This window comes from Caballeronia sp. AZ7_KS35 (assembly GCF_023631045.1).
In the GTDB taxonomy this organism is placed as follows: domain Bacteria; phylum Pseudomonadota; class Gammaproteobacteria; order Burkholderiales; family Burkholderiaceae; genus Caballeronia; species Caballeronia zhejiangensis.
The window spans coordinates 38,900-51,214 of sequence record NZ_JALQDV010000033.1; the positions used below are offsets into that span (position 1 = coordinate 38,900).

The 12,315-nt window shown below is 65.4% G+C and carries 12 protein-coding genes; 4 read left to right on the forward strand and 8 right to left on the reverse strand.

Annotated elements, in window-relative coordinates:
* Positions 1 to 27 precede the first annotated feature (27 nt).
* Positions 28 to 393, reverse strand: coding sequence for a hypothetical protein (locus tag NCT05_RS21620; RefSeq protein ID WP_008354403.1), 366 nt, complete (start codon positions 391 to 393; stop codon positions 28 to 30).
* Positions 394 to 672: 279 nt separating this feature from the next.
* On the opposite strand from NCT05_RS21620, the gene NCT05_RS21625 reads away from it, so the two are divergent.
* The gene (locus NCT05_RS21625; RefSeq protein WP_008354402.1) at positions 673 to 867 is read left to right on the forward strand and encodes a DUF3563 family protein; all 195 of its coding nucleotides are present in this window, start codon (positions 673 to 675) and stop codon (positions 865 to 867) included.
* 24 nt (positions 868 to 891) lie between these two features.
* Here NCT05_RS21625 and NCT05_RS21630 read toward each other — a convergent pair whose 3' ends face one another.
* Both NCT05_RS21630 and NCT05_RS21635 read right to left on the reverse strand, forming a co-directional pair.
* Positions 892 to 1,575, reverse strand: coding sequence for a response regulator transcription factor (locus NCT05_RS21630; protein WP_033536934.1), 684 nt, complete (start codon positions 1,573 to 1,575; stop codon positions 892 to 894).
* A 177-nt stretch (positions 1,576 to 1,752) separates the two neighbouring features.
* Complete coding sequence (locus NCT05_RS21635; protein WP_250440770.1) at positions 1,753 to 3,102, reverse strand: sensor histidine kinase; 1,350 nt, start codon at positions 3,100 to 3,102, stop codon at positions 1,753 to 1,755.
* Between the two features lie 455 nt (positions 3,103 to 3,557).
* Between NCT05_RS21635 and NCT05_RS21640 the strand changes: the two genes are divergently transcribed.
* On the forward strand, positions 3,558 to 5,075 hold the full coding sequence (locus tag NCT05_RS21640) for an MDR family MFS transporter (RefSeq protein WP_175982861.1): 1,518 nt from the start codon (positions 3,558 to 3,560) through the stop codon (positions 5,073 to 5,075).
* Between the two features lie 55 nt (positions 5,076 to 5,130).
* On the opposite strand, the gene NCT05_RS21645 is transcribed toward NCT05_RS21640, so the two are convergent.
* Positions 5,131 to 5,358, reverse strand: coding sequence for a hypothetical protein (locus NCT05_RS21645; RefSeq protein ID WP_008354398.1), 228 nt, complete (start codon positions 5,356 to 5,358; stop codon positions 5,131 to 5,133).
* Positions 5,359 to 5,715: 357 nt separating this feature from the next.
* On the opposite strand from NCT05_RS21645, the gene NCT05_RS21650 reads away from it, so the two are divergent.
* On the forward strand, positions 5,716 to 7,599 hold the full coding sequence (locus NCT05_RS21650) for a PAS domain-containing hybrid sensor histidine kinase/response regulator (protein WP_175982860.1): 1,884 nt from the start codon (positions 5,716 to 5,718) through the stop codon (positions 7,597 to 7,599).
* A 6-nt stretch (positions 7,600 to 7,605) separates the two neighbouring features.
* Here the strand turns inward: NCT05_RS21650 and NCT05_RS21655 are convergent, their stop codons facing one another.
* Positions 7,606 to 8,736, reverse strand: a complete 1,131-nt coding sequence (locus NCT05_RS21655) for an FUSC family protein (RefSeq protein ID WP_250436129.1) — start codon at positions 8,734 to 8,736, stop codon at positions 7,606 to 7,608.
* A 35-nt stretch (positions 8,737 to 8,771) separates the two neighbouring features.
* A complete protein-coding gene (locus tag NCT05_RS21660) occupies positions 8,772 to 9,698 on the reverse strand; it encodes a LysR family transcriptional regulator (RefSeq protein ID WP_250503139.1) in 927 nt (308 codons plus the stop codon).
* A 116-nt stretch (positions 9,699 to 9,814) separates the two neighbouring features.
* Here NCT05_RS21660 and NCT05_RS21665 point away from each other — a divergent pair, with 116 nt between their 5' ends.
* A complete protein-coding gene (locus tag NCT05_RS21665; protein WP_250503140.1) occupies positions 9,815 to 10,249 on the forward strand; it encodes a VOC family protein in 435 nt (144 codons plus the stop codon).
* 45 nt (positions 10,250 to 10,294) lie between these two features.
* Here NCT05_RS21665 and NCT05_RS21670 read toward each other — a convergent pair whose 3' ends face one another.
* Both NCT05_RS21670 and NCT05_RS36820 read right to left on the reverse strand, forming a co-directional pair.
* Entirely contained in the window at positions 10,295 to 10,579 is a 285-nt protein-coding gene (locus NCT05_RS21670) for a hypothetical protein (RefSeq protein WP_008354392.1), read from the reverse strand.
* 155 nt (positions 10,580 to 10,734) lie between these two features.
* Positions 10,735 to 12,273, reverse strand: coding sequence for a methyl-accepting chemotaxis protein (locus NCT05_RS36820; RefSeq protein WP_175982858.1), 1,539 nt, complete (start codon positions 12,271 to 12,273; stop codon positions 10,735 to 10,737).
* Positions 12,274 to 12,315: the final 42 nt, after the last annotated feature.

The window sequence follows — 12,315 nt, forward strand, 5'->3', positions numbered from 1 at the left end:
TAGAGGCCGCCCGTCGCGATGGCCGGCTCATTCCGGCGTGCGCTTTTCCGCGAGCGCGCGGCGGCAATCGTCGAAAACCTGCCGCACGACATCCGATTGATAGTTGAGGTCTTCGCTATCGAGAATTTCCTCGACGGCGTCGCGGGCCCAGTCGGCTTCGAGCATCGCGCAATGCTGCGTGGCGATGTCGCGGGCGATGGCCGCGAGCTTCGCGACCGTCAGCCAGTCCGCGAGCCGCTGATGACGGTCGAGCCACTTGTGCGCGGCCTGTACGTGAAACGAGGCCGCCGGCCAGTCGCCATTGAGGTAATACGCGCCGAGACTGCCGCATGTGAGCCAGCAAAGCAACTCGACGCGGTCGCGGGCACTGAGGGTACGAGACACATCGTTCATGGCGGCCTTCACGAGAGACGATCGACGAATGCGAACAGCGCACAGTTCCGTATGAAACCCCTATTAAAACAAGATAGCACGGGATGGTGCGGCGCGGCAGTGCCTCCCCGCAGCGTGATCCGCGTCACGGTGCGTTGGCGAACGCTTCGTCATGCGAAGAGCAGCATCGCGCATGCCGCGAGTCGCTGCTTCGCGCTCTCATTCGCTGCTAATTCAGCGCGCATAACCTGCTTTCGTCGGCCCCACTCATCGGCCTGCATCTAACGACGGGAGCACATCATGTTTGAACGTCTCACTCACTCCATCGACCATCTCTTTTCGATCCGCACCGCGCAGGAAGCCCGCGACGACTATCTCGCATCGTCGAGCGATCTCGCGGATCTCGAACGGCGCATGCGTCAGATCGAAACGCAGGATCACGACTACAGCATGTATTTTTGCGGCGCGCTCGGCCGTCGATACGACGAGCATTGACCCGCGCCGCCGATGTCGCGCGCGCTATTTCGTTTCCTCGCGGCCGGCCTGGCCGAGCATCACCGTCCAGCCGAGGCCGCGCACGTTGCGGATCACGCCCGCGCCGAATTTCTTGCGCACCGAATGGATCAGCACGTCGACCGCGTTGCTCTCCACTTCCTTGCCCCAGCCGTAGAGACGGTCTTCGAGTTGATCGCGCGAGAAGATCGTGCCGGGACGTTCGAGCAGCGCGTGCATCAGCGCGAATTCACGCGCGGACAGCACGCCCGACGTCTCTCCGCACGTAAGCGTACGCTGATCGAGATTGAGGCAGAGCGAATCGTCGCCGAGGCGCGAGACCGCGTAGCCCGCCTTGCGGCGCAGCACCGCGCGGATGCGCGCCAGCAGTTCGGGCATGTCGAAGGGCTTGAGCAGATAGTCGTCGGCGCCGAGATCGAGGCCCTGGACGCGTGTGTCGAGATCGTCGCGCGCGGTGAGGATCAGCACCGGCGTCGCGTTGCCGGACGTGCGCGCCTGCCGCAAGAGTTCGATGCCCGTCATGCCCGGCAAGCCGAGATCGAGCAGCACGACGGTGTACTCGGCGGCGTTGATCGCCTCGCGGCCCGCGTTGCCGTCGCGGACCCAATCGACGGCGTAATCGGCGTCCTTGAGCGCACGCATCAGGCTCGTGCCGATCTGCACGTCGTCTTCGATCAGAAGAATTCGCATGTTCCACCCCGCGTCCCGCGAGAATGGCGCGCGCCACGCGCCCGGAATGCGGCCCGAAGGATCTGGGAAAACGGAAAACGCACGACCGGTCATTTTGAGTGTTCTACTGACCGGCGACGATCGCTTCGCGCCACGCAGCGAATGCATTGTAATCGGCGGAAAACAGCGCGCAAAACACTAAAGGTTCAACGCGGGCGATGGCACGCTTTCGCTCACTTCCTCGACCGGAAAACCGATCGAAGCGACGATGCCCGAGCGCCCGTCGCTGCGATTTTCGAGCGTCACGTCGCCGCCGTAACGCGCGGCAATCGCCTTCACGATCGACAGCCCCAGCCCGCTGCCCTCGATGTCCGGATTCGCGCGGAAAAAGCGGTCGAACACGCGCGGCAGCAAGGCTTCGTCGATGCCCGGCCCCGTGTCGACGACATCGATCCAGACCATGTCGCCATCGCGCCGCGTGCGCAGGTCGATGGTGCCGCCATCGGGCGTATAGCGCACCGCGTTCGACACGAGATTCTTCACCGCCATGCCGATGTCGGTTTCCACCGCGCGCACGTGCGCGTTCACCATTTCCTCCGCGCCGATATCCATGCCGCGCGACAAGGCGATCGGCAGCACGTCGGCGACGGCGGCCGTGACCACGTCCGCGATGTTCACGCGCGCGAGCGGCGCGCCGTTCATCGGCGCATCGGCGCGCGCCATCCGCAAGAGTTGCGTAATCAGCTTGCCGCTGCGCGCGATGCCCTTGCGCAACTCCTGAAAGCGCTCCTGATTGCCGGGATAGATATGCGGCGCGAGATTGTCGGCCTGTAGCTGCAGCGCGGTGAGCGGCGTGCGCAATTCGTGCGCGGCATCGGCGATGAACTTGCGCTCCTTCTCGATCGATGTCGCGAGGCGCTCGATCATCGTGTTGATCGAATGGATGAAGGGCGCGATTTCCGTGGGCACGCCGACGGTCGGCAGCGGCTGCAGATGACCCATGTCGATGGCGCGGACTTCCTCGCCCAGCTCGTTCAACTGACGCAGCGAGCGCCGCACGACGAGCGCGACCGCGATCCACACGAGCGGCAAAAGCACCGCGATCGGCCAGAGCGTTTGCGTCGCGGCTTCCTGCGTGATTTCGCGCCGGATCGACGAGCGCTGCGCGACCTGGATCGTCATCGTCGGCTCCTGGCGCGTGAACATGCGCCAATGCTCGCCGTTGACGTCGACGCCGGAAAAACCCGGCTGCGCGTCGCGCGGAAAGTGCAGCGACGGGTCAGTCGTGCGGAAAGGCAGCGCCTCGCCCGGCTTCCACACCACGGCGACGACGTCGCGCTCGTCCTGCGTGCCGCGTGCGGGATTTTTCGGCAGGCTGTCGGCGAGTCCGTCGCGCAGACGCGCCGCCACTTGTTCGAGCCGCATGTCGAGCAGCGCGCTCATGCCGGTCTTGCTCAACTGATACGAACTCACGCCCTGCACGACGCCGATCACGCTGACGAGCAGCCCGAGCGCGAGCACCAGCTGATTCTTCAGTGATTTGATCATGCGAGTCCGCCGCTTCGGAAGGGAACGGGGCAAAGCTGCAGCCCGTTCGATTTTAGGCGACATTCCCGGGGATTTAGGTCTGAAAGACGACATGTGCGTGGCAGATGCGCGTAAGCGCGGAAAAAAATGCGCCGGTCCGAATCACGGCCGGCGCCAAGGGCTGAGGAGAATACGTGAAACGGGCCGCCGGATTGCTCGGGGAAGCATGCTGCCCGTCCACGTACAGAAGGTAGGCCCGAAGAATTAGCGTTGAATGAGCGCGCAAATGCGCATCGAGCAGCGATTCGCGCGGCGGGATAACATTGCATCCGGCGCTTTCTCATCGGCGACATTGCTTCGGCTGCAAGGAATCCGCAAGCCGGGGCGTCGCCGCCGCATCTTCATTTTTCGAGCATGGCCCGTCTGCGCGCATCGTTGTCTCGTACGCGCGGCGGGCGATATGCCTTCCTGCCCGCATGTCACAGAACAGCAAAACCGTCCGTCCCCTCGTCATCGGCGCGGTGATGGCCTCGATGGCCATGGTCGCGATCGAAGCCACCATCGTCTCCACCGCGATGCCGCAAATCGCGACGCAGCTCGGGGGCCTCAATCTGTATAGCTGGGTGTTCTCGTCGTTCCTGCTCACGCAGACGGCGCTCACGGTCGTGTTCGGCAAGCTCGCCGATCTCTACGGCCGCAAGCCGGCGATCCTCGCGGGCATCGCGATCTTTCTGATCGGCTCGGTGCTCGCGGGCTTCGCGTGGTCGATGCCCGCGATGATCGTCTTCCGGCTGATTCAGGGCGTCGGCGCGGGCGCGATCCTGCCGGTCGCGCTGACGGTCGTCGGCGATCTCTATCCGGCGCGCGAGCGCGGCAAGGTGCAGGGCTATCTCGCGAGCGTGTGGGCCGTGTCCGCCGTGCTCGGGCCGATGGTGGGCGGCCTGCTGATTCGCCAGTTCTCGTGGGCGTGGATCTTCTGGATCAACGTGCCGATCGGCATACTGGCCGCGCTGCTTTTCACGCTCTTTCTGCACGAGGAAAAGCGCCACGACCGTCCGGCGATCGATCTTGCGGGCGCGTTCTTCTTCACCGCCGCCGTCGCCGCGCTGATGATGGCGCTCACCGACGCCGGCCACGCGAGCAATGCGCGCGTCGGCGTGGAGATCGGCGTGTTCGTGCTCGCGATCGTGTGCTTCGTGATTCAGGAGCGCCGCGCCGCCGATCCGATGATCTCGTTCAAGCTGTGGTCGCATCGGCCGATTGCCGCGAGCAACGTCGCGACGGTCCTCGCCGGCATGGCGATGATGGGCCTCACGACTTTCCTGCCGATGTACGTGCAGGGCGTGATGCATCGCACGCCGGTGGAAGCGGGCCTCGCGCTCACGATGATGATGATCGGCTGGCCGAGCGGCGCCACTTTCACGTCGCGCGCGTTCAGCCGCATCGGCCTGAGGCGTCTGTTGATGATCGGCCCGGTCTTCATTCCGCTGGGCGCGTTGCCGTTCGTGCTGCTCGGTCCGCAATCGAGCCCGGTCTGGGCGGGCGTCGGTTCGGCGGTGCTGGGCTTTGGCATGGGCATCACAAGCGTGTCCTGCCTCATCCTGATACAGGAAATCGTGCAGCCGATGGAACGCGGCAGCGCGACGGCATCGAACCTCTTCTCGCGCAACCTCGGCAATACGCTCGGTGCAGCCGTGTTCGGCGCGGTGCAGAACTACGGCCTCACGCACACGGCCGGCCTGCCGCCCGTTCATGCGGATCAGCTGAAGCAACTGCTGTCGTCGGTGCCCGGCGACTTCGCGATGAACAACGAGATTCGCCTCGTGCTGCACCATTCGCTGCATCTGACCTTCACGGCGATGTTCGTGATCGCGCTCGGCACCGTGATTTCGATGCTGTTCATGCCGAAGATCGACATCGGGCGCGCGAAGGGCACGGTCGAGACGGTCGGCGCGGCCGATGCGAAAAACGCCGCAAATCAGGCGTTTCATTGAACGCGCCGCGTCCCGCCGAGACGACCGGCGGAACGCGGTCTCATGCAAAAAGCGCTCAATCCTGCGCCTGAATGAGCGGGCTGTCCTGCTTCGCCTTCCCGGCGCCTGCATCGTTGCCTGGCTGAGCGTCCTGCGCGATCGTCTGCATGTTCATGCCTTGCTGCGAGACGGGCGCGCCTTCCATTGGCGAATAGTGCGGCGCGGGGCCGTATCCGCTTGCGAGCGCGTAGGAAGCGCATGCGAGCGCCGCGACGAAGATGATGCCTTTGAGATTGCCGGTCATGGTAGTGCTCCTGAGGGTTTCACGAATCCACTTCATCGGCCTCGTCGCACTGCCTGCCCAGCACCGACCTTCTGAAATGTGAACGCAGTCTACGTGCGTGCATCGGCGTTGAAATCCCTCCAAAAGCACGGCTGAAAACGGGTGGTGCGATCGCCGCGCGCCGTTTCGCGGCCCGGCACGCCGATAGCTACGCTCACTAAAGGCATGGCAGCGATGCCGGGGCTCCGGGTAGACTGTGGCGTCGGCGGACCTTTTGTCCAGGAAACGTCCGCCGCTGCGCCGACCACCCGAACCATGACCAGACCTAAAGCCGACTCGCCCCTCGACCTCGCCCGCCACGCGCCATCCGAGCCCGCCATGAGCGAGCCGCAGTATCACGCGCTCGTCGATGCGATCGAAGACTGCGCGATCTTCATGCTCGACCTGAGCGGCCGCATCACGAGCTGGAACAAGGGCGCGCGCAAGATCAAGGGCTATGAGGCGCACGAAATCATCGGACAGCATCTGTCGCGCTTTTACACGGCGGAATCGGTGGCGCGCGGCTGGCCCGAGTACGAGCTGAAGCAGGCCTACGCGACCGGGCGCTTCGAGGACGAAGGCTGGCGCGTGCGCAAGGACGGCACGCTGTTCTGGGCGAATGTCGTCATCACGGCGGCGCGCAATACGCAGGGCGAGATCATCGGCTACGCGAAGTACACGCGCGATCTCACCGCGAAGCGCGCCGAGGAAGAGAAGCTGCGGCTCTCGGAAGAGCGCTTTCGTCTGCTCGTGGAAAGCGTCAGCGATTACGCGATCTTCATGCTCGATCCGGCCGGCCATATCGCAAGCTGGAATACGGGCGCGATGCGAATCAAGGGTTATCAGCCGTCGGAGATCCTGGGCAAGCACTTTTCGATGTTCTATTGCCCCGAGGATCTCGAAGCCAACCTCCCCGAGATCGAACTGCAGACCGCGATCCGCACGGGCCGCGTGGAGAGCGAAGGCTGGCGCGTGCGCAAGGACGGCTCGCTCTTCTGGGCGAACGTGGTGATCAACGCGGTGTACGACGAGCATCGCGTGCTGCGCGGCTTCGCGAAGGTCACGCGCGACATGAGCGACAGAAAGCGCCTCGATCAGCTCGAAGTGTCGTCGCGGCGCATCAGCGAGTTTCTCGCAACGCTCGCGCACGAGTTGCGCAATCCGCTCGCGCCGGTGCGCAATGCGATCGGCGTGATGCAGATGGAAAGCGACGTGCCGGAACGCATCGCCGCATGCCGCGACATCATCGACAGACAGACTTCGCATCTCGGCCGGCTCGTCGACGATCTGCTCGACATGGGCCGCATCACGACCGGCAAGATCGATCTGCGCATGACGCGCGTGGACGTGAGCGAGATCGTCGCGCGCAGCATCGAGCTCGTGCATCCGTTCACCGACGAACGCGCGCAGAACGTCGTCAGCAAGCTGCCGTCCGAGCCCGTTCATGTGATGGGCGACATCACGCGGCTCGTGCAGGTCGTGCAGAACCTGTTGAACAACGCGTCGAAGTTCTCGCCGCGCGCCAGCACGATCCGCGTCGAAGTCGAGCGCGAGGCGACAGCGCTGCTGCTGAAAGTGATCGACAAGGGGCGCGGCATCTCGCAGAAGGGTCTCACGTCCATCTTCGATCTGTTCGTGCAGGAGGATCACTATCTCAATCCCGGCGAGGCGGGCCTCGGCATCGGGCTGACGCTGTGCCGGTCGATCGTCGAGATGCACGGGGGGTCGATCAGCGCGGCGAGCGCCGGACCGAATCAGGGCAGCACGTTCGTCGTGCGCCTGCCTTACGCGTCCGACCACGATGCGCCGCGGCCGCATCGCGTGCTCGCGCAGACTGCGACGCTAGGCACGGGCGGCGGCCTGCGCATCGTCGTGATCGACGACAACCAGGATTCCGCCGACAGCCTCGCGCTGCTCTTGCAGATGAAAGGCCACGACGTGCGTACCGCGTATCACGGCAAGGAAGGACTCGACGTGATCCGCCATTTCCCGCCGCAACTGATTCTGCTCGATCTCGCCTTGCCCGACATGGACGGTCACGCGGTGCTGCGCGCGCTGCGCTCGCAGCGGCTCATCGGGCGTGCGACGGTGGTCGCGATGACGGGCTTCGGACAGGACAGCGACAAGGAACGCTCCGCGCAGGCGGGCTTCGACGCGCATCTGGTGAAGCCGGTGGATTTCGACGTGCTGGACCGGTTGCTGGAGGAGGTGGCGAAGCGGTGAGGGCGATCACGCCCTCACCACCCGCAACGGAAAAATCACCCGCGACGCGATCAGCCCCAGCGCGCCGCCGAGCAGCGTTTCCCACGCGCGCGCCGTCAGCAGTTCGAGCGAATGCACGCCGCTCGCCGCGAGCGTCACGATGAGCACGAACGCGAACGCGCCGCACGCGATGTCGTATCGCTCCGGCAGCGCCATCGCATAGGCGATCATCGCGAACGCGGACAGAATCCACACGACGAGCGGCCAATGTTCCGCGAGCGGCAGACACACGATGCCGATCGGCACGCCGACAAGCGTCCCGTAGATGCGCCGCCGTACGCGCTCCGCCGTCCCGACCGCCGACGTCGCGACGACATACACGCAAGCCGTGATCGCCCACGCCGATTCCGCGAGCCCGAACAGGCGATTCAACGCCACGACGACGAGCGCGCCGCACGCCGCCTGCAGACCCATCGCGAAGGCGGGCGAGATCGCGTCCCGACCGTAAGCGGGCTCCGACGCCAGCGCGGGCAGCACGACCGGATGCTCGGCCGGTCCGCTCAGCACGCGCGGCACGATCGCCGCGAGCATGCCGATCAGTAACGCGAGCAGGATCGCCCAGGAATCGCCGGGGCGCAGATCCATCCCGTAAGCGAGGAGCTGGCCGATATAGAGCTGCGAGCCGACGCCCGCGCCCGTCATCCCGAAGCGCTTCAGATAGCCCGCGAGGAACGCGCCCGTCACGAGAATCAGCTCGGCGCCGCCGCGTCCGGTTTCACGAAGCATCGGCGCAAAAAACGTGAAGGTGAACGCGCCGAACGCAGCCGCGACGCACAGAATGACGAGATCGCGGCTCGACTCCAAACGCGTCGTGCGCGCCTCGGACACGCTCGCCCACAGCGCGAAGCCGCCCGCGAGCGCGCCCACCGACACACCCGCCGGCACGCTTTGCGTCACGTCCTGCAGCGCGCCGAGCGCCGCCGCCAGCCCGTACGCGGTCACGAGCCGCAATCCCTTGATGCGCCGATGCGTGCCCGGATCGACGCGATCGAGCCACGCGAGCACGGCCTGCACGCGCTGCACGAGCGCTTGCACGATCGTCAGCGACGAATCCGCGAGACGCGCTTTCGCGTCGCCGATGGGCTGCTCGTCATCCATTGGCTTCCCCACAGGTAACGCACCTGCCACGCATTCTAGGACGCGTTGCGCCTGCGCGCGCGTTTGACGGCCGCAATCGGCCCGCCGCGCTGCGCCGCTTCGACGATGCAGCCCGCGAGGCGCGCCGCCGCATCCGGCTCGTCCGCGCGCACGCGCCGCGCGCGCTCCACAAGCCCGATCTCGCGATGAAACGTGTCGCCGCCGAGATCGAGCGCGACCGCGCCGCGCGGCCACGCGCCGATGCCGTCCGATACCGGCACGAGCGCCACGCCCAGCCCGCGCGCCACCAGTTGCGCGATGCCCGGCAGCTCGTCGACCTCGATCGAATCGCGCACGGCGATGCGGCGCTTCGTCAGAAACATGTCGACTTGCCGGCCGCCGAACGAGCGCCGGTCGTATCGGATGAACGGCTCCGATTCGATCAGCGCGCGCCAGTCGGCGCCCTTCTTCGCGGCAGGCACGAGCAGCACGAACGGCTCGACGGCGAGCGTGCGCCATTGCAGTTCCGCGGGCAGCGAAAACGGCGGGCGGATCATCACGGCCATGTCCATCTCGCCTGCATCGACGCTTGCGAGCAGATTGAGCGACACGCCCGGCACGAGCCGGATGCGCCACGCCGGCAGCATGCGCCGGAACGCGCCGATGGCATCGGGCAAAAGCGCCGCATGCGCCGACGCGATCGCGCCCACCGAAAGCGAGCCGCGGCGCCCGTCCTCGCCTTCCGGCTCAGCGAGGCGCGCGTACAGCGCGATCAGTTCATCGGCGAGTTCGAGCGTGCGCTTGCCGGCCTTGTTGAGCGTCGCGGAGCGGCCCGTCCTGTCGAACAGCTTCGCGCCGAGATGCGCTTCGAGGCGCTGCATCTGCGCGCTCACGGCCGATTGCGTGAGGCCGATCTGCGCGCCTGCGCCCGCGAAAGTGCCGTGGCGCGCCACCGCGATGAAAGTCCGGAGTTCGCGCAGCATGTCGATTCATCGAAAATATTTGGGCTGACTCCAGAAATATATCGTTTTTCAACACAAATATTTATTAATAAACTTGGTTCCAGTTCCCATGAACGTCGATTGAAGGACTCAACTCCATGAGCACGACCCAGCACGCCATGCCGCCGTTCCATCTCGCGTTTCCCGTTCATAGCCTCGCGGCCGCGCGCGAGTTCTACGGCGAACTGCTCGGCTGCCCGGAAGGCCGCAGCTCCGACGCATGGGTGGATTTCGATTTCTACGGCCATCAGATCGTCGCGCATCTCGCGCCGGAGGAATGCGGACATCGCACGACGAGCGCGGTCGATGGCGACGCCGTGCCGGTGCGCCACTTCGGCGTGGTGCTGCCCATACCGCAGTGGAACGAGCTCGCGGACAAGCTGCGCGCGGCGGACACGCGCTTCATCATCGAGCCGCATGTGCGCTTCAAGGGCGAAGTCGGCGAACAGGCGACGATGTTCTTCCTCGATCCGTCGGGCAATGCCGTCGAGATCAAAGCGTTCGCCGATATGTCGTCGCTCTTCGCGAAATAAAAAACGGGACGCCGCGCGGCGTCCCGTTCGTCATTGCAGCGCGCTTTACTGGCCGGAGCCGCTCGCGCTGACCGGCGCGCCCGGACCGCTCGGCGTCGCGGTGCCGCCCGGTTGCGTGGACGGACCCGAGTTCATCGTGCTCTTGTGCGTCTTCTTCGAATGCGTCGATTTGTGCGCGTGCGCGTTCGGCTGCGCGGGCTGCGTCGTGGTCTGCGCGTTGTCGCCGGCCTGCAGGCCCGTGTTCGAGCTCGGCGGATTGTCCTGCGCGAAAGCGGACGCGCACACCAGCGCGAAAGCGCCGGCAGCGGCGGAAAGGGCGAAACGTTTCATATCGAAGACTCCTGTTGGCGGTTGCGAAATGCGATGCTCACGGCTTGTTCTGCCTGCTGGCCGCCGCGCTTCACGCGAGCGGCCGTTCGCACGTCAGGAGTCAGCACGCGACATGCCACGGTCTGACGATTCGCCAACGTCTTCGCGTCTTCGTGTCAGGTTTTGAAGACCGCGATGGCGCGCTTCAGCTCTTCGGCCTGCGTCGCGAGCGCGGCGGCGGCGGCCGTCGCCTGTTCGACGAGCGCGGCGTTCTGCTGCGTGACCGCGTCCATCTGCACGATCGCGACGCCGACCTGCTCGATGCCCTGCGTCTGCTGCGTGGACGCCGACGAGATCTCGTTCATGATGTCGGTCACGCGCGAAACGGACGTGAGAATCTGCTTCATCGTGTCGCCGGATTGCTGCGCGAGGTCTTGCCCCGCCGTGACGTTCGTCACCGATTCGTCGATGAGCGTCTTCACATCCTTCGCGGCCGCCGCGCAGCGCTGCGCGAGCGCCCGCACTTCCGATGCGACCACCGCGAAGCCGCGCCCGTGCTCGCCCGCACGCGCCGCTTCGACGGCCGCGTTCAACGCGAGGATGTTGGTCTGAAACGCGATGCCTTCGATCACGCCGATGATGTCGACGATCTTCTCCGAGCTGCCCGCGATCTTGTCCATCGTCGCGACGACGCCGAGCACGACGCCGCTGCCGCTTTCCACCGTCGACGATGCGCTCGCCGCGAGCTGGCACGCTTCGCCGGCGTTATCGGAGTTCAGACGCACGGTCGACGTGAGCTCTTCCATGCTCGACGCCGTTTGCGCGAGCGACGCGGCCTGCTCTTCCGTGCGCGACGAAAGATCGTGATGGCCGTCCGCGATTTCGCGCGACGCCGCCGTGATGCCGTCAGCGACGAGCTTGATCTGCGCGATCGTCTGCGTGAGGCGCGATTGCATCGTGTGCATCGAATGCATGAGGCTCGAATCGTCGCCGCGCTGCACTTGCACGGTCTGCGCGAGATCGCCGGCCGCGATGCGCTGGCAGACGACGGCCGCATCGCGCGGGTCGCCGCCGATGCTCTTCAGCACGCCGCGGATGATGAGCGTCATCGCGACCGTCAGCGCCGCGCCGATCACGCCGATCAGCAGGAGCGACTTGAGCACGATGGCATGGAAGGCGCGATCGATGTCGTCGATCCACGCGCCCGTGTAGACGTGCCAGTCCCATTCGCGCACGTAATCACCGTACGTGACCTTGGGCAGCGGTTCCTGCTCGCCCGGTTTGGGATACGAATACGTCGTGATATGCGAGCCGTCGAGACCGTGCTTGACGATCTCAGCGGTGAAGTGCTTGCCCGTGCTATCGACGAAATCGTTGATCTTGCCCTCGGAGTGCGGACGCGGCGGATCGAGCACCTGCCACATCTTCGAATCGATGATGCCGACATAGCCGCTCGTGCCGTAGCGGATCGCGCGCACGCTCGCGATCGCGCGTTTCTTCGCTTCGTCTTCGGGCAGCGCGCCGCTTTGCGCCTGCTTCACATAGAACCTGACGACGCTCGCCGCCGACTGAACCTGTTCGGCGAGCGCGCCTTCGCGGTTGTTCATCAGCGAATGTTTCGTGGAGATCGCGTTGAGCGCGCACAGAAGAATCAGACTGAGCCATACGAAGCCCACGATGCTCATGAGCTTGGTCTTGAAAGAAAGTTTTTTCACGATCTGGTTGTAATAGCCGATGGACGCGCCGGGGCAGGCGCT

Bases quoted from the DNA above. Each gene is read 5' to 3' on its own strand.
- NCT05_RS21640 (WP_175982861.1), top strand. From the start codon at position 3,558: ATGTCACAGAACAGCAAAACCGTCCGTCCCCTCGTCATCGGCGCGGTG.
- NCT05_RS21650 (WP_175982860.1), top strand. From the start codon at position 5,716: ATGAGCGAGCCGCAGTATCACGCGCTCGTCGATGCGATCGAAGACTGC.
- NCT05_RS21665 (WP_250503140.1), top strand. From the start codon at position 9,815: ATGAGCACGACCCAGCACGCCATGCCGCCGTTCCATCTCGCGTTTCCC.
- NCT05_RS21620 (WP_008354403.1), bottom strand. From the start codon at position 393: ATGAACGATGTGTCTCGTACCCTCAGTGCCCGCGACCGCGTCGAGTTG.
- NCT05_RS21630 (WP_033536934.1), bottom strand. From the start codon at position 1,575: ATGCGAATTCTTCTGATCGAAGACGACGTGCAGATCGGCACGAGCCTG.
- NCT05_RS21635 (WP_250440770.1), bottom strand. From the start codon at position 3,102: ATGATCAAATCACTGAAGAATCAGCTGGTGCTCGCGCTCGGGCTGCTC.
- NCT05_RS21670 (WP_008354392.1), bottom strand. From the start codon at position 10,579: ATGAAACGTTTCGCCCTTTCCGCCGCTGCCGGCGCTTTCGCGCTGGTG.
- NCT05_RS21645 (WP_008354398.1), bottom strand. From the start codon at position 5,358: ATGACCGGCAATCTCAAAGGCATCATCTTCGTCGCGGCGCTCGCATGC.
- NCT05_RS21625 (WP_008354402.1), top strand. From the start codon at position 673: ATGTTTGAACGTCTCACTCACTCCATCGACCATCTCTTTTCGATCCGC.
- NCT05_RS21655 (WP_250436129.1), bottom strand. From the start codon at position 8,736: ATGGATGACGAGCAGCCCATCGGCGACGCGAAAGCGCGTCTCGCGGAT.
- NCT05_RS21660 (WP_250503139.1), bottom strand. From the start codon at position 9,698: ATGCTGCGCGAACTCCGGACTTTCATCGCGGTGGCGCGCCACGGCACT.